The following is a 17655-nucleotide window of genomic DNA, read 5'->3' as shown; positions in this document are numbered from 1 at the left end:
AATCGTGGCGGGTGACCGCCGGCCTGTCGCATTGTAGGGCGCCGCGACCATGACCGCCCCGCTCACCATCGGATTCGACTTCGGCACCACCAACTCGGTGGTGGCGCGCGCGCATGGTGACCATTGCGACCTGGTCGAGCTTGACGGCCCCGCGGGCACGGACCCGGTGTTCCGCTCGGCGCTGTGTTTCTGGGAGGATGCTGCAAAGCCCGGCGGTCTCGGCGTCGCGGCCGGCCCCTGGGCGATCACAGAGTATCTCGAGTTTCCCGAAGGCAGCCGCTTCCTGCAATCGTTCAAGTCGGTCGCCGCCGCTGCCAGCTTCGAGCACGCCTTCGTTTTCGAGCGCCGCTACCGCTTTGAGCAGATCGGCAAGCTGTTCCTGTCGCAGATGGCAAGTCATGCGCGTGGTGCGCTCGATGCCAGAGGCGCTCGCCTCATCGTCGGCCGGCCGGTCGAGTTCGCCGGACACCGCCCGGACGAGACATTGGCGCGCCAGCGCTATGACGCGATGTTCGAGGCGCTCGGGGCCGAGATCCACTATGTCTACGAACCGCTGGGCGCGGCCTATAGCTATGCCGCACGGCTGGACGCACCGGCGACCGTATTGGTCGCCGATTTTGGCGGCGGCACCAGCGACTTCTCGATCGTGCACATCGCTGCACCGGGCACCACGCCGCGATGCACGCCGCTGGCGCATGCCGGCGTCGGCATCGCCGGTGATCGCTTCGACCAGCGGATCGTCGAGCATCTCGTACTGCCGATGCTCGGCAAGGGCGGACGATATCGCTCGTTCGACAAGCTGCTCGATATCCCGGGCGGCTGGTTCACCGATTTCTCCGACTGGTCACGGCTCGCGCTCATGCGCAACCGCCGCACGCTTGCCGATCTCGAGAAACTGCGCCGCGCCGCGCTCGATCCGGCGGCGATCAGCCGCATGATCGCCATCATCGAAGGGGAGCTTGGCTATCAGCTGTACGACGCGGTGGGCACGCTCAAGCGCGCCCTGTCGAGCGACAGCCACGCGCACTTCCACTTCGAGAGCGAGAATTTGCTGATCGAGGCCGATGTCAGCCGCGCCGACTTCGAAAGCTGGATCGAGCCGGACATCGTCCGGATCGAGGCCGCGGTCGATCACGCCCTCACCATTTCGGGGCTGGAAGCGGCCGCAATCGACCGCGTGTTCCTGACCGGCGGCACATCGCTCACGCCGCGCATCCGCCAGCTGTTCGAAGCGCGCTTCGGTGAAGGCCGCATCGCCGGCGGGGGCGAGCTGACCTCGATCGCGCACGGACTCGCGCTCATCGGCCAACAGGACGATCTGGCCGCCTGGACGGTCTGAACAGAACGCATCCTTTTGGCGATCAGGCCGTTCTGCCCTCCCGGAGAGGAACGGCTAGTGGCTGATCGAACCCTGTTATTCGCGCGCGAACGCGAGCAACGCTGCCGCGCAGCGCTGGCCCGCGATCTTGCCGCAACGGTGACCGACCGCTCGTTGCGCCAGCGCCACCTTGCCGAGGCGGCCCTTCGGGCCAGCGCATTGCCCGGTAGCCTCAACGAGACGATGCTGATCCTTCGCTAAGCTGGCCGCTCAGCAGTCGCAGCGTCTCGGCATCCTCGACCCCCGCAAACCAGCGGTCGATCGCCGCGCCGAATAGCAGCATTGGCTGCGCCGCCTGGAACAGTGTCAGCGAGGAGCGCAGCTTGATCGCGTCGGTCTCGCCGAACACCTTGATCGGATCGCTCGTTCGCAGGTCCTGCAGCGCACCGACGCATTCGAGGTAGCGGGCACCGAGCACCGCATGCTTGAGATAGGCCCGCGCCTCATCCAGCGAGCTGATCCCATAGAACCGCGCTGTCGCGCTGCGGCCCAGCCCGGTGAGCTGCGGGAAGATGAACCACATCCAGTGCGAGCGCTTGGCCCCTCGCCGGATTTCGGCAAGCGCGGTCGCATAGCTGTCGGCCTGCGCTTCAACGAAGCGTTCGAGCGGGAATGCGATCATTACAACAGCGCCGGCTGCACGCTGCCGGGCGGCGCGCCATAGACCTGCTCCGGGATCAGCGTGCCTTCGGGCAGGATCTTGAGCACATTCTCGGCCGGCACATCGAGGTCTAGCCAGTCGGCCCATTGATCGCGTGCCAGCGGAATGATCTGGCGGTGATGATAGGGTGCGATGTCAGGCCCGGCATCCGCGGTCAGCATCGTGAACGCCTCCCCTACCTTTTCATGCGCTCGCCAGATGCCGGCGATCGCGAACCAGCGATGGTCTTTCATCGTGAACAGCCATTTGTTGAGCCGCTTCTGTCCCGGGTCGTCGGAATCGGTGAACTCGTAAAATCCGTCGGCCAGGATCAGGCAGCGATGCGACCCGAACTCGCGTCCCTCGGAGCGGAAATTATACACGGGCTTGCCGGTTGGCGCGGGCCAGCTCCAGCGCCGGTTGACCAGCTCGCCAGCGCCGCGCACGCCCTCGAGGCTCCGCACGATCGGTGCGACGTCGGTGATCTTGATGTCTTCGCGTGCCGCGACATTGGGACGCCCTTCGGGCGTGTCGATCCGGATCTTGAGGTCGTCGAAATCCTCCATGATCGAGGCGATATCGACCTCGAGCCGATAGTCATTGCACACGAAGCTGCTCCAGTTTGCACCCGAACGTTGTTCGCACTATGTTCTCATTCATGCAAGCCAGTCCCTTCGAGTCGGATGCGGCCCTTGGTAGCCGACGCGCCATCATCCGGCGCAATCCCGACAACGCGCAAGAGATCGAAATGGTCGAAGCTGCGTGGGGCCTTCCGCCGCTCGAGCGCGAGGGGAAGCCGTTCAAGTTCATTCGCTCGGAAGGCAAGACGTTCCCGCTGATGCGGTGCCTGGTGCCGGCAAGCGAATTCCATGTCCGCAACGGCGAACGCCGGTTTCGGGTCAGCCTCGATGACGGTAATTTCTTCTACCTCGCGGGCACATGGCGTCCCGCCGAAGCCGACTGGCCGCTCAGCTATGCGGTCATCACCATCGAAGCCAGTCTCGATGTCATGGTCTATCAGGAACGGCAGGGTGCCGTGCTTCTGCGCCGCCAGAACAAGGCTTGGCTGGATCTGACGGTGCCCGAGCACGAGCTCCTGCAGCCGCTGCCTGCGCGGAGTTTTCGGGTGGAGGAGATCGCGCCACGGCAGGCGATCGATCGCCAGATTGCACTGGATCTCTAGGATGGACGAGATGCAACTCACCTCGCCAAACGCGCCGCACCGGGTCATCGAGGGCGGCGATGGCATGGCTCGGCTCAATCAGGTCGTGCTCACCGCTGCGCAGATCGAAGCGGCGGGCGACGCGCTGGCGTTGCTGCCGTCGCATCACCGCGGTCAGGTAGCCCTCGAGCTCGCCGCGCTGGAAGGCTATGCGAAGGATGCTGTCCCGGGCGATCCAGGCAACGCAGCCGCTGCGCTTTTCGCAAGATTGAGCGCTTCGACGCACTGGCAAGCTGCGCACGACGCACACCATGATGTCGCGGCCCGGATTCTCTTTGAGGCAACAGCGCGAATGCCGCTCACTGATTGCGACGGACGGATGGGCTTCGATCCAGCAGGGTTCCAGGAACTGATGCTCTCCATCGAGGGGCTGCCGTGGTGACGCGCGTCAGGCGATGATCTTCGAACCGAACCTGTTCAGCGAGCCGGTGCGGCCAGGCCTGACGTATCGCGACGACTTTCTGTCGGAAGCGGAGGCTACAGAGCTCGTCGCGCGCATTAACAGCGTGGAGCTCACGCCATTCCAGTTCCAGCAATGGACCGGCAAACGCCTGACCCGCTCTTTTGGCTGGAGCTATGACTTCACGTCCGGCAGGCTTGAGCCCACTCGGCCGATGCCGGGCTGGCTTTTGCCGATACGTGACCGTGCCGCGGCCTTCGCGGGCCTTGAGCCGGACGAACTCGTCCAGGCCTTGTTGATCCGCTACGATCCGGGGGCCGGCATCGGCTGGCATCGCGATCGCCCGGCATTCGAGCACGTGATCGGGATATCGCTTGGCGAGTCCGCCGCAATGCGGTTCCGGCGCCGCGCCGGAACGAAATTCGAGCGACGCTCGGTCCCGCTTGGCACTCGCTCGATTTATCACCTGACCGGCGAAATGCGACACGACTGGGAGCACAGCATCGCCGGGATGCAGGCCACCCGCTGGTCCATCACCTTCCGCAGCCTCGCGCGAGGTGCAGGCGGTCGAGCAGCATTCGCTAACGGTCGGACACGATCGGATGCTCGAGCCGGATGATGTCGAGCAAGCGTTCAACCTCACCAATTTCACGCGAAGTTCCGGACGGTGCGACCGACCAGTTACAGTGCGCATGGGTTCTGGGATCATGAACCTTGATTGGCCCAAGCACCGCACGCCAGCGGCGTTGCGTCCCGCCTGACTTGCGCATCAGCGCGACAATAACGAGGTCCTGCAGCTTGCTGGCGATCATGCCGCCGATAAGCATACGCGCCACGTCGCGCGCAAGCCGTCCGTTAGCGACCGACCGGTTCAGAATCGAACAGCGGCATCGCGCTTTCGCCTTCCGTCGTTGCAAAGTTGGAAACCGTGACACCAACCAGCCGGATGCCAAGGGTCAGCGGATAAAGCGAGCGGACGAGATCGAGGCTTGTCTGCCTCAGCAGATCCCGCTCGCAGATCGGCTGCGCGGCTGTACGGCTTCGTGTCACTTGCCGGAAATCCGCGAACTTCGCTTTCACCGTCACCGTCCGGCCGAACATCTGCCGCTTGTCGCACCAGTTCGCCACGTCGTCCGCCATGCGCAGGACACCCGCCTCGATCTCCTCAGGCGCGATGAGATCGCGATCGAACGTGGTTTCCGATCCAGACGACTTGCGCTCGCGATTGGGATTGACGGGGCGATCGTCCTGCGCCCTCGCGGTGCCGTAATACCACTCGGCCGAGCTCCCGAAATTTGCGACGAGGAACTCGATCGACCGGGCCTTGAGGTCCGCGCCGGTTTCGATTCCGAGCCGCTTCATCTTGGCCGCGGTCACCGGACCCACGCCGTGAAATCGGGCGACCGGCAGGACCTCAACCCAATCAGATCCCATGCCGGGCGTCACCGCGATTTGACCGTTGGGCTTGCGATGGTCGGACGCGAGCTTGGCGAGAAACTTGTTGTAGGAAATTCCAGCCGACGCGGTGAGGCTGGTTTCCTCCAGGATGCGTGCTCTGATTTCCTTCGCGGTGGCCCAGGCCGTCTCGATGCCGCGCCGGTTGGCCGTTACATCGAGATACGCTTCATCGAGCGAGAGCGGCTGGATGAGGTCGGTATAGTCGGCGAAGATCGCGTGGATCTGAGCTGACACCGAGCGGTAGACGTCGAACCTTGGAGGAACGAATATCAAATCCGGGCACCGGCGCAACGCGGTCACGGACGGCAGCGCCGACCGGACGCCAAATGCCCGCGCCTCATAACTCGCCGCAGCGACCACGCCACGCGGGCCGGCGTAACCCACCGCGACTGGCTTGCCCCGCAGATCGGGATTGTCGCGCTGCTCGACCGACGCGAAGAACGCGTCCATGTCGATGTGGATGATCTTGCGGACGGCTGGCAGGGTCACGTGCGACGCTTAGCAAACATCGAACAGACTGTGAACGAAGCTAGCCGGATGAGGGCCCGCTCCGGTCCCGACTGCGTGCCGTTAGCGTTTGAGCTGCCACGCCAGAGTCACGTGCTTTTTGTAGATCCGGGCATATTGGCCTGGCTTCTGCTCAGCTGCAAGCGAGCCTGACCGGCTCAAGGCGGTCGCGCGGCGGTAGTAGGAGCGCGCGGCTGCTCTTCTGGCTGGCGACGTACTCGCCACGTCTCCGAGAGCATCCCAAAGATCTATCGCCAGGATACCATCACATGTTCGCCTCGTAAGATCTGCGAGGCCCGCTTCCGACCCACGCGAGTCGCCGTCGAGCGCCACAATTCGAAAATAGCCGATCTCGAAATATAGCGAGTTACATGTCGGATCGTCTTTGCTTGCGCGAAGCAGGGCGTAAGTTTCCCGCGTAGCGATGCGGGCGCCGGCCTCGTCTCCACTCGCCCAGCGTGCATCTGCCAGAACCATGCCCAGGTCTATCCTGAGCGGCGAATTGTCCAACTTTTGATCTCATAAATCCTGATCCCCTTCATCGCGTATTCGACGGCGTCTGATGGTTTGATCATGACGAACAAGCTCGCCATGTCGCGGACGACCATGACAACGGACATTTGATCCGGCAGTCGTTTTACGTCTTCTATCGCGTCTTGCAGGACAGCGCCCGTCTGTCCCAGCGCGCCTGTCGTCCATAAAGCGTGAGCCCAGGCGATCCTGGCGCGAGCACGGACGGTAAGGTCTTTTGGAGGGAACTCTTCAAGCAACTTCACACCACGGCCGGCTAGGTCTGCCGCTGCGATCCATTTCCCCTGATATCCCTGGTTCGAGGACAGCCTGGCAAGCGCCAGGCCGAGGTCTGCGCCACCTGAAGGCTCTCGCTCGAGCTGGGCGATAATCGCACGTAAAGTCCCTTCTTCTTGCTCATAGCGACCTCTAAGACGCTGCATGTCGGCAAGCCTGGTGGCGACGATAAACGCCCAGCCGGGCCGTTCGGCCATCAGCGGGCGCGCGAGCTTCCATGCCTGATCATAGTAATATTGCCTGATTGAAAAGTCGCCGTAGACGTCCGCTACATCTCCAAGGAGCACCAACGCGTCGGCGAGCCGGGAGGCAGCGATACCCTGGTTTGTCCTGGCGATGGATATGGCGCGCTCGGCCGTGCCTACCGCCCGCTGCCGGTCGGTGTGAGCCTGCATATAGGCAAGCTCCAGGGTCAGCTCGAAACACTGAACGCTCTTTGGCGGAAATGCCCTTTCGCAATTGGCCAGCTCCGTCTTCAGCAAATCAGCGGCAGTTCCGAACTCTCCCTTGTCGCGCGCGGCGAAAGCGGCAGGCGGAACCGGCCAGCCAGCCGCGGCCGGGGCTGATTGGGAGGACATTAACGAGGCCATGAGCAGAAGCAGCGTCACTATGCTCCCCACCAACTGGAAGGCGAATCCTACCTAAACTGGCTGCACCGGCCACGTCCGGGTAAGCCGACATCATAACGCTACCGTATATATCATGATGTCCGGGCCCGGGTTAGCCCGGCGACATCGACAGCGACACTGGGAACACGGCCCTACGTTCAAGATATTTCCCTGGCATTCGCCCTTTCCCAAATCGGTCACCAATCCCAGTTATGCAGGCAAGAGGGAGGATTGGTCATGACGCAGCCCAAGACGATTGCGCCTGAGGTCATCGCCTGCATCGCAGAAGGTCGCTATCCCAGTGTCACCGAGCTCAATCGCGTTGCGGATCGCATCTGGTCCGACCTTCGAGCATGCCGGCCTGCCTTGTTCTGCAACGTTGAAGGGAACCCATACGAGCGGCTGCTAGTCCTGAAGGCGGCGCAGGCTGCCCTGGCTGGTGACGATCCGACCGTCGCCTAACTGTCGGAACTCGAGAATTGCCGTCCCCGGCACGACGGACCGTGCCTGCCCTATTGACTGTCAAAGGTAACGCAACCGCTGTCGCTCCCAGCATCCCGCGATTCCTTCGCCCTGGGTGAGTTGCAGTCCATCCACATGCGCCGGGATGGTGCCGGCAAGCACCGCATCGACGATCTCCGGCGACAGGAACGCCAGCCGCACGACCCGCGTAATCCACGACGAGCCCGACGTTGCGCAGCTCGAGATAGCGGGCATGGATGTCGCGGACGAGGTCGGCATGGTCCTTGACGATGGCGAGCGTGCGGCCGTCGGGCCGATAGCCGAGTGGCGGGGTGCCGCCCATCCACATGCCCCTGGCCTTGGATGCCGCGATCTTGTCGCGAATACGCTCGGCGGTGAGCTCGCGCTCGAACTGCGCGAACGAGAGCAGCATGTTGAGCGTCAGCCGTCCCATGCTGGTGGTGGTGTTGAACGACTGGGTGATCGACACGAAGCTGACCGGGGACCTGGTAAGCGAACATATTGCATGGGGAGTACCTCATCGAGATACCCTGCAATCCATCGATCGTATGGATAGTGCCGCTTGAACCCGCTCGACATTTCATCGACAGCAGGAACGGGTACGGCAGAAAATTGGCCCGGCATGAAGCGAAGATACAGCCTCGCCTTGATTGCAGCGATTCCCGCGGACGAGTGCTGGGCGCAGACGTCTGCCGCAAAGGACGGGAAGTCTGAGATTGTCGTCACGGGCGAGCGGGCTGACCGTACCGTTTTGGAAACCACATCGAGCGTCTCTGTTTTCGGTGCTGACCAGATCATCCAGCTCGCCGCAGCCGATCGCATCGAGCAGCTGCTGGCCTCGATCCCAAACATACAAGTCGGCTCTGGTGGGGATGGTCCAACAATCCGGGGGCAAGACTCGACCGGCGTCCTGCGCGACCTCCCAGCCTTTCTGGGCGGCAACCGTCCGCGAGTCACGCTGCAGGTCGATGGACGCGCGGTCGGGTATAATGAGTTTGCCTTCGGCGCTGCCCCGCTATGGGATATCGAGCAGGTCGAGGTCTTTCGCAATCCGCAAACCACTACACAGGGCCGTAATTCGATCGCGGGTGCGATCTTCGTCACCAGTAAAGACCCGAGCTATGGTTGGGAGGTCGGAACCCGCCTGATCGTGGGAAACTACGCGACGCGTCAGGCGTCGGCGGCAGTGTCGGGACCGATTGTGGAGGAGCAGCTTGCCTTTCGCCTTGCCGGCGATGTTCGAAGCAACCGGGTATCGAGCCAGCTGGGTGGCAGTATGGTCGGTGCCGATCCCAATCGCGACGATTATGCGCTTGTCCGCGCGAAGCTGCTTGCTGAACCGGCGGCTTTTTCCGGCGTCCGGATCGAAGTTATCTATAGTCACTCACGGTCGCAGGCTCCTCAGATCGTTTCCGTGCGTGAGCCCTTCCGGCAACGGCGCGACCCGCTAGCAAGTTTCGGTGTGTTCAGGATCAGCGTGGATTCGCTGACGGCATCGCTCGACTACCGATTTTCCGAACGGTTGAGCTCGACGACGACGGTCTCGTTCGGCGGGGCGACCATTCGCCGTTTCGCGCCGGCCGGCCTTGGCCAGGCCCGGCTTCGGGGGCACGATCGCTCGATCGAGTCAATTCTGCGCTGGCAGCACTCGGACGCACTGAAGCTGCTGGGCGGCGTCAGCGTCGTGCGTGCGGATTTGGCCCAGTCCATCGACCTTTCAGCAGTCGTTCTCGGAGAGGGCGATTTCAAGGACTCGCAGAGCAGCGCCGGCGTTTTCGGCGAAATCGTCTTTGACCCCATGCCTCGCCTGACGGTCAGCCTCGGCTTACGCTATCAGAGCGACAGCCAAAGTCGGGAAGGCAGTCTGGGGCGATTCCAGACCGATTATGACGAGCGGTTTTCGGCGTGGTTGCCGAAAATGTCGTTGGCTTACGAGATCGGCAAAAGCGCAATCGCCGGCGTGATGGTGCAACGTGCGTATAATCCAGGCGGAACGACCATAAATCTCGACACCGGCGGCCCTGAAAATTTCGATGCGGAGACGCTTTGGAATTACGAAGGCTTTCTGCGTGCTCCTTTCAAACACGGGGCTCTCACCGCCAACTTCTTCTACACGAACATGCGTTCTGCCCAGCGGGCGCAGCAGCGCACCTTTCGCGCTCCCGGAGGGCCTGCTGCCTTTTGGGCTTTGATCGACAACGTCCCTGCCGCCGAAAGCTATGGCGCGGAGGCAGAGTTGTTCTGGCGCGCAACCTCGCGCCTGTCGTTGCGGGCGGGCGTTGGCGTGCTCGGGACGCGGATCTTGAGAACATTGGACCCGGCCGATCCGATCCTGAGCAAGCACTTCCAACGTTCGCCCGCGCTGACCGGGTTCGCGGCGCTCGACTGGCGCCCGGTCAATGCGTTGCGTCTCTCGCTGCAATCACGCAGTAACAGCGGCTATTTCAGCGACGACGCGAATACGGCCGCACGGCGGATTCGATCCGCGACCATAACGGATGCGCGCATGGGTTACACCAGCGGTCCGTTCACGATTTCGGGATATGCCCGCAACCTCTTCGACACATTTTATCTAACCTTCCTCAATTCCGGCGTTGTGGGGGTTGCCGGGGATCCACGCGAGGTCGGCCTCAGCCTGGAAGCACGCTTCTAGCGATCATGATGGCTGCAGCGCTCCGCGGACGAACCGATCGGGCCAAATGCCGCGCCTGCGCCAGTATTCGACATGACCGAGACGGCGGCAAAGATCCGGGAAGCGCTTATCAGCGCGGAGTGCCGTGGTGGCAGGGATAAACAGAAACTGCGTGCGCCCCCAGGCGGACGCTGAATAAACGTCGCTGAGGCCGACCCCGCGCATGCGCTGCACGACTGGTCCGCGTCCTTCAAAAAGACCGCCGGCAACCCGATAGGCCGCATCGACCCTTTCGAGGTGGGAGAAGGTCATGATGGCATGGGCCGCGAGGCCCGGCGCAAGCGCCGCGGCATGTGTGCAGACCTCCAACGCCCGGGCGATGTCCCGCGGGGCGCGGGTGGCGATCGCCGTGACCGCGGCACGCCAGGATTCGATGCTGGGCGGCGTGAGCTTAACCGGACGGCTTTGTACGTCGTCGAGCAATGCGAGCGCCGCAGGCGCGCGATCGGTAAACGCGTAGATCATCATCCGCGCGTTCCACATCGCGGGATTTCGCGGCCACAGCCGCAACCCTTGATCGACCACTTGGTCTGCCGCCGCGACACGACCGAAGATCCAGTGCTTGATTGCCCGGCGGTGCTGCGGTGTCGGGTTGAACGGATCGGCGCGAATGGCGCGCTCGTTCATGTCCCGCGAGTCACGGCATCGCCCCATACCCTGATAGAAGAACGTCAGGCTGTTTAGCGCGAGGACATTCTCTGCGGCATCCGCGAGCACGCCGAGCAGAGCGTCCTCCCATTGTGTCCAGGCGTCCAAGTCGCGGCGCTGATAAGCCAGTACGGCGCGCGCGTTAGGCTCCTTCGGATCGAGGGTGAGCGCATGTTGCGCAGCTTCTCGTGCCTTTTCGCTGTCGTCGATAACCGTCGCAAGCCAACCCCATGCATCGGCCCGGCCGCTATCTCTCGCGATGGCTTTGCGCAGCAGGACCTCCGCTTGAGCTGCACCATCGGGCTTACCCGACCGGTCCAGCCTTTGCGCGCGTGCGATCAGCTCATCGATTTCGTCTTCCTTGCGTTGGTACAACCAAGCTGCCGCACCTCCGACCCCGAGCGTCAGGGCTATGGCGCTGCCTGCGACCATCGTGCGGCGGTCCAGGCCCAGGCGCTTCGCTTCGGGAACAGCGCAAGGCGTGGCGCAATCCGCCTGTTCGATGCCAAGCATTCGATAGCCGATGCGCGGCACGGTCTCGACGGAGAAGCCGGCGGCGGTAGCAAGGGCCGCCCGCCGCACCGCTGAGATGGCGCGGCTGATCGAATCGTCGCCGACGATGCGCCCATTCCAGCACAGACGGATCAAATCGTCGCGCGTCAGGACATCACCCTTGGCGTCCGCGAGCGCGACCAGCACGTGCATCACGAGCGGCTCGATCTGAATGCTGTCTGCCGGTCCTTCAACGGTTCGCAGGGCCGGACGTATACGTGCGCTGCCCAAGCGAAAATCCGCACGATGTGCGAGCGATGCCGGTTCGATGCTCAATGTTAAGCCACTCGTCGGTAATTCATCGGATAAAAATCAACGCGCCATCATTCACGCGCCCCCGGTCCTCATCCAGCTTGACGGGCAATCTGAGGCAGGCACGGAAGGTAGCTAACATGGCGCTCGCGATGCAGACAATGGTCGGCGTTACGCCCTCGCGGACAATCGGCGTCGTGCCTGACAGACGTTTGCGGGTAGACCGGCGGATAAGACCGGCGCGCTTTTCCTGCTCGATGATCGTGCTGTGTGGTTTGCTCGCAGCTTGTGGGGGCGGGGGGCAGCCGGCGGGTTCGATCAATATCCCGGGCGCGGGCGCCGGTTTGCCCACGCCGACGCCCGTTCCCACGCCAACTCCTACACCGACGCCACCGCCGCCGTTCTCGCCGGTAATCGGCAGTATATTCGAGAACCCCAGCCTCACCTCGTCGTTCCGGGTCGTCGCGCGTGGTTGGCAGTCCAGCGCGAACGCGAACGGCACCGGTTTCGTGGCCGAAGGGCCATCGGAAGATGTGGCGATTTCCTACACTGCATCGACCGCGAGTTACCAGGCGTCGTTCCCGTTCCTTGCTGCGAACACGATGTATCGGACGTCCGACATCCGGTATGATGACGTGATCGGTGGCATGCGATACGAGGGCGCGGTCGCCCCTTCGCCGAGCGCTGCCGTCAATCACTTCGAGATTGCCGTGATCAGACCGGGGACAGCAGCCGCACCTTATGACTATGTCGCATGGCTGCCCTGGTACACCAGCGCGGACATCGGCGGGAGCAGGTTTCGATACAGTTCGGGCGTCGCCGGCGTCGCTCAATTTACGCTGAGCGCGCAGGTGCCGCAAACCGGTACGCGACGCTATATCGGGCGATTGCTGGGAAACCTGGCGGAATCAGGTGACTTCGTCGTGGGCCGAGTGGAGCTCGACATCGACTTTGCAGCCGGAACCGCGGCCGGAACGCTGTTCATGAAGCATGTTTGCTTCATGGGATGTGAATATCCCGAGGTCGCCTATCGGCTGGCGGACATTGTCTACAGCACTGGAGGACCACGTTTCGACGGAAAGCTGTCCTATGGAGGGCTGCCGCCCGATGGAGCGATCTCGGGCGGCTATGCCGGGCCCAATGCTGAGGAGCTTATGCTCTCGTTCCGGGCCTCCTACTACAACCCCGATGCTGCCAAAACCCAATTGCTCAGCGGTATCGGACTTGCCCGGCGACAGTAGCTGTTAGTCCTGAACCGGGTGCGCCGCGCAATCCATATCCGCAAGTCGAGCGACGAGGGCTTGGTCAGATAGCCGACCCGCGCAGGTCGTGTTGCCATGCCGGGTGTAGGTTGGCCGGCGTAGCATGGCGACTTTTGGCTAAAGCCGGGTTGATCGTGCTGCCATACCGTCGAGCTGAGCCATCACCCGGAACACGACCAATAAAATTGCACAACGGGTTCTTGAAACTGGGAATGGGTTTCCTCATTTTTTCGCTGCCGGGCGCCATCCGGGTCCGGTGGGACATAGAGAGCGTCGGCTCCTTACCGGCGCTTCTCATGCCCAGATTGCTTCGCAAGGAGGATTTGGAGATGAGAACAAACTTTGACTTTGCGCCCTTCCGGCGCTCCACGGTCGGCTTCGACCGCCTTTTCGATCTGCTGGAATCGGGCACTCGCGGCGAAATCGCCGACGGCTATCCGCCGTTCGACATCGCCCGTGAAAGTGAGGACAGCTATCTGATCACGCTCGCGGTCGCTGGCTTCCGCCCCGATGAAATAGAGATCATCGCCCAGCAGAACCAGTTGACGGTCACCGGCAAGCGCGCCGAGGACACGGACGAGGGCCAGTACCTTCATCGCTGTATCACCACGCGTCCGTTCGAGCGGCGCTTCCAGCTTGCCGACTTCGTCGAGGTCCGCTCGGCCGAATTCCAGAACGGCCTCCTCAGCATCGCGCTGCAGCGCGTCGTCCCCGAGGCGATGAAGCCCCGCAAGATCGCGATCGAGGGAAGCCCTGCGAATGATCGGCTCGAAGGTCCCAAGGGCGATCGCGAGGTGGCCTGATCCATCCAAACTCCACCGGCGTCCTCGAGGGCGCCGGCGTGATTCATGGAATGTACGCGCTGACCCGCCGCGTAACGCGCCATGGCTGCTGGCTGACACGCTGCCCAAATCAGGAGGGGACTGGGACGCCTACATCGTCAGCGACGGCTATATGCTGACCGTCCGGAATCCGGCCTCGATCGCGCTTCTTACCAACGCGGTGCTGGCGGCACTGCGCCGATCGCCAGCAGCCTTCTCATAGCTGGGCCGGTCACATAACCGGTCCCGTGTTATGCTCTGGGACGACGACGCCAGCCTCATGACGATGCCGAGCGACGCCCGAGCAATCGTTGAACCTCGCGGCTGCCTGGCTCACGGCACTGACTGGTGGGTGACGATCTTCACCCGTGTGCCCAGCTTCAGCGGCGCGTTGCCATCGCGGCCGTTGAGGAGATCGAATAACGCTCTGCTGGCGGGATCCGCGACGCGGCGCGAAAGCGTGTCGGGCGTATCATCGGGTCCCACGGCGACCGTCCGCACGAAGCGCGGCCGCAACGCTGTCGCTTCCTGCTTCGTCAGGCGGCGGAACGACCGGAACAGCGCGTTCACAGCTGCGTGGTCCGTATTGGCTGGCGGCGATACAATGATGAAATGATAGGCTTGACCGTCCCCACCATCGTAAACGGCCACTGACATCGGCACGTTCCCATCGCGGACAGCGACTCGCACTTGCGTGATGACGGCGCTCAGCCCGTTGACTGTGGTCTCACGCACATCGCTGACTTCGGCGGGCGCGTCCCCCAGAATGCGCGAAACCAGTGCCTCGGCATAGCTGCCGACATCCCGAGTCCCCAATGGGCCGCCCCCGAACTCACCCGAGATGCCGTGAGGCCCGGTCAGACGAACCGCCTGCGGGCTGTTAGTCAGCGAAAACCCGACGGGAGCCTCGAACGCTATCCGCATGATCGGATGCGCAAACTGCCGGTCGAGCACAAATCCCTGCTCGGGATCGTCGCCGTAAAGCATGCCATCAACGGCATTGAGGTAGCGATCCGCGCCTTCTGGAAGCTCGTCGTCCTTGAGCGAGGTCTGCCTGGCCGCCGCTCGCGTCCGCTCGACGCGACGCTCGGTGAGCGGGTGGCTCAGCGCCCATTCCGGCAGGCTGCGCGCGCCATCACGCCCTTGTATCTGCGCCATGAAGGTGTCGTGGCGCTGGAGCGCAGTGAGCATGTCCGCTGCGGCGTAGACATCATAGCCCGCATCTTCCAGGTAGCGGACGCCCAGATCGTCCGCTTCATATTCCTGCTTTCGCGAGTAGCGGAGCCCGAACAGCTGACTTGCCTGGCTCGCGAGGCGCGTCAGTCGTTCCGATCCTGTCGCCTGGGCCGCAATGACGCCCAAACTACGCCAGATCGAGCGCTGTTGCTGCCGCTGCGCATGTCGGCCGACGATATGCCCGACCTCATGGCCCAGCACCGAAGCGAGCTCAGCTTCGCTGGTAACGATGGCGACAAGCCCGCGTGTAACGTAGATATAGCAGCCAGGTACCGCGAACGCGTTGACCACGTCGGAGTTGACCAGCGTGAAGGTGCATTCTCCAGCCAGGCCCGCCGCTGCCCCGACCCGTTCGCCGACGGTTCGCACGTACGCCGCCTCATCGCCGGCATAGGCACCGCCGAACTCGGCGAGGAGTTGCGGATGAGCCTCTTCGCCATAGTCGCGGTCCTGCGCGCCGATGACGGGCGTCCCATCGGGGCTACCGCTGCCGCATGCGTGGAGCAGGCAGGCTAGCGGCAGTGCAAGCCACCAGGCTTTATACATCTTCAGGCGGGTCGGCATTGATTACCCCTCTTCGCGGCAAAAGATCACTTGAACGCCTCGTTGGTTCCAACGCCGAAAAATGTCGGTCGTTCGCGCGTTTCTCGTCACGCGCAAAGCTGCTGCGATCACGTGGAGGCTCCCCCATTCCGTTCCTTACCGTAAGCACGTCGGCGCCGCTGTACGCCTCCCGGCCAGCGTCGCGAATGTAGCGCGGTGGAGATAGGCGCGATGTCGATGGGAGGGCGCGATCGCGATAATGACCTAACATCCAGCCTGTTGAACCAGCGAAGGAAGCACGGAACGAAGACTGTCGCAGGGGGTTGCACCGCTCGCGTGGTTCCCAGGCGCTCCTCCGGCGGCCATGAAGCGAAGAGGAGCATTATAGCTGTGTGGAACTGTTTGAGGAGGAAGATGCCAGCTCCGGTGGGGCTGGCATCTTCCCATGGCAGGGGCCTTTTCATTACCGGTAAAAGCCGAGCAGCGCCTCTATCCCGAAAAAGTGGCGTTAACAGAAGACAGACCAGGGTCGTCGTGCGAAGGACATCACGCCGTCGCCCCGGCAATGGACAGCATCCGCCGGGGCGGCCATAGCGTGATTTGCCCGGCTGTTAGAGGTCGTTGGCAATCCTTAGGGCCATGCCCTCCATCCTGGCTCGACTTTCATACTCGCTTGCAAGTTTCTCGTGTGCATGCCTGGCGGTCGCGTCGAGGGCGCGCTCCGCCAGCTCGCGCTCCTGCCGCGCTCGCCTTGTGTAGAATTCCAGGTCCTTGACGGCCATCGCCAGCCTGCGTCAATCGAGGTATTCGTATTGCGACAACGTAATTAGCGTTAAACCGATCCTGACGGTAGCTGTCCGGATGGTCCTGGCCCGAATTGCGAGCCTGATCTGAAGCGGTAGCGCCGGGTCCTCGTTCCCGCCGGCGGAGGCGGGCGACCTTATCCCCTGTCAGCTCCCATGCTCGACGGACACGAGCATCCGGTCACGAAAAGCGTCCGCCGGTTACTCGCTGGGCGATGCCTTCGACCGGCACATCATGCAGGATACGAAACCGCGCCTCGATCAGGCTGAACAGACCAAAGCCGAGCAAGCCCACCGCAATAACGATGTCGAACGGTTCGGGGAGCCACGTGATGGCGTCGGCCATCCCGCCGGCTTCGCGTGCGCGCGCTTCCCAGCCCGCTTTGATGAGAAAACCGCTGGTGATCAGGAACACCAGGCCCCGTGCGGCGTAGCCCGCGCGTCCGCTCCATTTCACCCATGTCTTGTCCGCCATACCCGGCTCGAGATGCCGCAGAAATCCAGCCTTTGCCGCCTTGACCAGTTGCCAGACGCCAGTTGCCGCCAGCACAACGCCCGCAAGGATGACGAGGGCCGGTCCACCGGGCAATTCGAGCGCTGACCGCGCACCGTCCTGCGCGCCGTCGCCCGATGACGAAATCCCCCGGATCAATGCCACTGCCTGCCAGGTAAGGAACAGATGGACCAGGCCGCTGAGCCCCGCTGCCACACGCTCCGCTGCACCCTTGCCATCGGACGCGTGCCGCTCGATGTTGAAGATCGCGTCCGACAGGCGCCATAGCCCATAGGCGACGAACCCCACGGCCATGACGCACAGCAGCAGCTTCCCCGAGCCGTTGCCGAGATATTCGAGGGCTCCGCTTTGATCTTCCGCTCGCCTCGCCCGAAGGATCAGATACGCGATCACTATGTACAGCACGCCGCGACTGGCGAAGCCGATCCGGGTGAGCAGGGTTAGCTGTGAGCTTGTGTGCATCCGGGATGATCCTCCGGCGTGGCAACGGTCCTGCCGGCGCTTACGTTCCTTGTCGGAAAAGAGGAAACCAGGGCGAGACATTCTGGTGGTGCGATGACGACCACGGCGCTTGCCCGGGTAGCGGTCATATGCTCAAGGCAGGGCATGACGCCGGTTTCCGATCTCCAGCAACTCGTCGCATCGACGCTGGCTCGCGCGCCGGACTGGTTGAAGCAGGGGCTGGTTTCGAAGGAAGAGAAACAGCGCCGCGAGGCCGAGGAAAGTCTCGCGGCCATGATTGCGACGGCGCTGGCAAGTTCGAACGCCAACTAGCCGCACGCGCGAAGCTTTAAAGGCTGGCCGCTCGCGATTGAACAACGGCACGCAG

21 protein-coding genes and 1 pseudogene are annotated in these 17655 nt (G+C 63.1%); 11 read left to right on the top strand and 11 right to left on the bottom strand.

Going from position 1 to position 17655, the window contains the following annotated elements:
- Positions 1-49 precede the first annotated feature (49 nt).
- A complete protein-coding gene (locus M9978_RS13975; RefSeq protein WP_254294204.1) occupies positions 50-1339 on the top strand; it encodes an Hsp70 family protein in 1290 nt (429 codons plus the stop codon).
- A gap of 57 nt (positions 1340-1396) precedes the next feature.
- Positions 1397-1579, top strand: a complete 183-nt coding sequence (locus M9978_RS13970) for a hypothetical protein (RefSeq protein ID WP_254294202.1) — start codon at positions 1397-1399, stop codon at positions 1577-1579.
- On the opposite strand, the gene M9978_RS13965 is transcribed toward M9978_RS13970, so the two are convergent.
- Positions 1551-2000, bottom strand: coding sequence for a DUF1810 domain-containing protein (locus M9978_RS13965; protein WP_254294200.1), 450 nt, complete (start codon positions 1998-2000; stop codon positions 1551-1553). The genes M9978_RS13970 and M9978_RS13965 overlap by 29 nt on opposite strands.
- Positions 2000-2626 carry an SOS response-associated peptidase family protein gene (locus M9978_RS13960; protein WP_254294197.1) on the bottom strand — a complete coding sequence of 209 codons (627 nt, stop codon included), beginning with the start codon at positions 2624-2626 and terminating at the stop codon, positions 2000-2002. The genes M9978_RS13965 and M9978_RS13960 overlap by 1 nt, the downstream gene beginning before the upstream one ends.
- A 50-nt stretch (positions 2627-2676) precedes the next feature.
- Here M9978_RS13960 and M9978_RS13955 point away from each other — a divergent pair, with 50 nt between their 5' ends.
- From M9978_RS13955 to M9978_RS13945, 3 genes are read left to right on the top strand one after another with little or no spacing between them, the layout of a single operon-like run.
- On the top strand, positions 2677-3201 hold the full coding sequence (locus M9978_RS13955; RefSeq protein WP_254294195.1) for an SOS response-associated peptidase family protein: 525 nt from the start codon (positions 2677-2679) through the stop codon (positions 3199-3201).
- 1 nt (position 3202) lies between these two features.
- On the top strand, positions 3203-3622 hold the full coding sequence (locus M9978_RS13950; RefSeq protein WP_254294193.1) for a hypothetical protein: 420 nt from the start codon (positions 3203-3205) through the stop codon (positions 3620-3622).
- A gap of 13 nt (positions 3623-3635) precedes the next feature.
- Positions 3636-4259 carry an alpha-ketoglutarate-dependent dioxygenase AlkB gene (locus M9978_RS13945; protein WP_254294192.1) on the top strand — a complete coding sequence of 208 codons (624 nt, stop codon included), beginning with the start codon at positions 3636-3638 and terminating at the stop codon, positions 4257-4259.
- On the opposite strand, the gene M9978_RS13940 is transcribed toward M9978_RS13945, so the two are convergent.
- From M9978_RS13940 to M9978_RS13930, 3 genes are all read right to left on the bottom strand, one after another.
- Positions 4222-4452: a hypothetical protein gene (locus tag M9978_RS13940; RefSeq protein WP_254294190.1), complete on the bottom strand. Its 231-nt coding sequence runs from the start codon at positions 4450-4452 to the stop codon at positions 4222-4224. The two genes, M9978_RS13945 and M9978_RS13940, sit on opposite strands and share 38 nt — an antisense overlap.
- Before the next feature lie 43 nt (positions 4453-4495).
- A complete protein-coding gene (gene dinB / locus M9978_RS13935) occupies positions 4496-5587 on the bottom strand; it encodes a DNA polymerase IV (RefSeq protein WP_367305103.1) in 1092 nt (363 codons plus the stop codon).
- Between the two features lie 503 nt (positions 5588-6090).
- Complete coding sequence (locus M9978_RS13930) at positions 6091-7020, bottom strand: hypothetical protein (protein WP_254294186.1); 930 nt, start codon at positions 7018-7020, stop codon at positions 6091-6093.
- A 237-nt stretch (positions 7021-7257) separates the two neighbouring features.
- Between M9978_RS13930 and M9978_RS13925 the strand changes: the two genes are divergently transcribed.
- Positions 7258-7482, top strand: coding sequence for a hypothetical protein (locus tag M9978_RS13925; RefSeq protein WP_254294184.1), 225 nt, complete (start codon positions 7258-7260; stop codon positions 7480-7482).
- Between the two features lie 60 nt (positions 7483-7542).
- Here the strand turns inward: M9978_RS13925 and M9978_RS13920 are convergent, their stop codons facing one another.
- Positions 7543-7737, bottom strand: a complete 195-nt coding sequence (locus tag M9978_RS13920) for a hypothetical protein (RefSeq protein ID WP_254294251.1) — start codon at positions 7735-7737, stop codon at positions 7543-7545.
- A gap of 148 nt (positions 7738-7885) precedes the next feature.
- A pseudogene (locus M9978_RS13915) lies at positions 7886-7936 on the bottom strand (hypothetical protein); the annotation flags it as partial.
- On the opposite strand from M9978_RS13915, the gene M9978_RS13910 reads away from it, so the two are divergent.
- Positions 7914-8069, top strand: coding sequence for a hypothetical protein (locus M9978_RS13910; protein ID WP_254294249.1), 156 nt, complete (start codon positions 7914-7916; stop codon positions 8067-8069). The pseudogene M9978_RS13915 and the gene M9978_RS13910 sit on opposite strands and share 23 nt — an antisense overlap.
- Entirely contained in the window at positions 8066-10156 is a 2091-nt protein-coding gene (locus M9978_RS13905) for a TonB-dependent receptor (RefSeq protein ID WP_254294182.1), read from the top strand. Before M9978_RS13910 ends, M9978_RS13905 begins: the two co-directional genes overlap by 4 nt.
- 3 nt (positions 10157-10159) lie before the next feature.
- Here the strand turns inward: M9978_RS13905 and M9978_RS13900 are convergent, their stop codons facing one another.
- Complete coding sequence (locus tag M9978_RS13900; protein ID WP_254294180.1) at positions 10160-11671, bottom strand: winged helix-turn-helix domain-containing protein; 1512 nt, start codon at positions 11669-11671, stop codon at positions 10160-10162.
- Between the two features lie 116 nt (positions 11672-11787).
- Between M9978_RS13900 and M9978_RS13895 the strand changes: the two genes are divergently transcribed.
- The gene (locus tag M9978_RS13895; RefSeq protein ID WP_254294178.1) at positions 11788-12888 is read left to right on the top strand and encodes a HupA family protein; all 1101 of its coding nucleotides are present in this window, start codon (positions 11788-11790) and stop codon (positions 12886-12888) included.
- A 350-nt stretch (positions 12889-13238) separates the two neighbouring features.
- Complete coding sequence (locus M9978_RS13890) at positions 13239-13712, top strand: Hsp20 family protein (RefSeq protein ID WP_254294239.1); 474 nt, start codon at positions 13239-13241, stop codon at positions 13710-13712.
- Between the two features lie 351 nt (positions 13713-14063).
- Here M9978_RS13890 and M9978_RS13885 read toward each other — a convergent pair whose 3' ends face one another.
- The 3 genes from M9978_RS13885 to M9978_RS13875 all read right to left on the bottom strand — a co-directional run bounded on the left by M9978_RS13885 (position 14064) and on the right by M9978_RS13875 (position 17288).
- On the bottom strand, positions 14064-15530 hold the full coding sequence (locus M9978_RS13885; RefSeq protein ID WP_254294176.1) for a M48 family metalloprotease: 1467 nt from the start codon (positions 15528-15530) through the stop codon (positions 14064-14066).
- Positions 15531-16120: 590 nt separating this feature from the next.
- The gene (locus tag M9978_RS13880; RefSeq protein WP_254294174.1) at positions 16121-16291 is read right to left on the bottom strand and encodes a hypothetical protein; all 171 of its coding nucleotides are present in this window, start codon (positions 16289-16291) and stop codon (positions 16121-16123) included.
- 202 nt (positions 16292-16493) lie between these two features.
- Positions 16494-17288 (bottom strand): DUF1206 domain-containing protein, encoded by a 795-nt coding sequence (locus tag M9978_RS13875; RefSeq protein ID WP_302054016.1) that lies wholly within the window; start codon positions 17286-17288, stop codon positions 16494-16496.
- Between the two features lie 144 nt (positions 17289-17432).
- Here M9978_RS13875 and M9978_RS13870 point away from each other — a divergent pair, with 144 nt between their 5' ends.
- Positions 17433-17600, top strand: coding sequence for a DUF6771 family protein (locus M9978_RS13870; protein ID WP_254294170.1), 168 nt, complete (start codon positions 17433-17435; stop codon positions 17598-17600).
- Positions 17601-17655: the final 55 nt, after the last annotated feature.

The organism is Sphingomonas tagetis (assembly GCF_024211275.1).
Taxonomy (GTDB): Bacteria; Pseudomonadota; Alphaproteobacteria; order Sphingomonadales; family Sphingomonadaceae; genus Sphingomonas; species Sphingomonas tagetis.
Note: the sequence above shows the minus strand (reverse complement) of the source record. Positions and strands in the feature narration are given on the sequence as shown.

Excerpts from the sequence above, each read along its gene's own strand:
- M9978_RS13975 (WP_254294204.1), top strand. The coding sequence starts at position 50 with ATGACCGCCCCGCTCACCATCGGATTCGACTTCGGCACCACCAACTCG.
- M9978_RS13965 (WP_254294200.1), bottom strand. The coding sequence starts at position 2,000 with ATGATCGCATTCCCGCTCGAACGCTTCGTTGAAGCGCAGGCCGACAGC.
- M9978_RS13955 (WP_254294195.1), top strand. The coding sequence starts at position 2,677 with ATGCAAGCCAGTCCCTTCGAGTCGGATGCGGCCCTTGGTAGCCGACGC.
- M9978_RS13950 (WP_254294193.1), top strand. The coding sequence starts at position 3,203 with ATGGACGAGATGCAACTCACCTCGCCAAACGCGCCGCACCGGGTCATC.
- M9978_RS13945 (WP_254294192.1), top strand. The coding sequence starts at position 3,636 with ATGATCTTCGAACCGAACCTGTTCAGCGAGCCGGTGCGGCCAGGCCTG.
- M9978_RS13940 (WP_254294190.1), bottom strand. The coding sequence starts at position 4,452 with ATGATCGCCAGCAAGCTGCAGGACCTCGTTATTGTCGCGCTGATGCGC.
- M9978_RS13925 (WP_254294184.1), top strand. The coding sequence starts at position 7,258 with ATGACGCAGCCCAAGACGATTGCGCCTGAGGTCATCGCCTGCATCGCA.
- M9978_RS13920 (WP_254294251.1), bottom strand. The coding sequence starts at position 7,737 with ATGCCCGCTATCTCGAGCTGCGCAACGTCGGGCTCGTCGTGGATTACG.
- M9978_RS13910 (WP_254294249.1), top strand. The coding sequence starts at position 7,914 with ATGTTGAGCGTCAGCCGTCCCATGCTGGTGGTGGTGTTGAACGACTGG.
- M9978_RS13895 (WP_254294178.1), top strand. The coding sequence starts at position 11,788 with ATGGCGCTCGCGATGCAGACAATGGTCGGCGTTACGCCCTCGCGGACA.
- M9978_RS13890 (WP_254294239.1), top strand. The coding sequence starts at position 13,239 with ATGAGAACAAACTTTGACTTTGCGCCCTTCCGGCGCTCCACGGTCGGC.
- M9978_RS13885 (WP_254294176.1), bottom strand. The coding sequence starts at position 15,530 with ATGCCGACCCGCCTGAAGATGTATAAAGCCTGGTGGCTTGCACTGCCG.
- M9978_RS13880 (WP_254294174.1), bottom strand. The coding sequence starts at position 16,291 with ATGGCCGTCAAGGACCTGGAATTCTACACAAGGCGAGCGCGGCAGGAG.
- M9978_RS13875 (WP_302054016.1), bottom strand. The coding sequence starts at position 17,288 with ATGCACACAAGCTCACAGCTAACCCTGCTCACCCGGATCGGCTTCGCC.
- M9978_RS13870 (WP_254294170.1), top strand. The coding sequence starts at position 17,433 with ATGACGCCGGTTTCCGATCTCCAGCAACTCGTCGCATCGACGCTGGCT.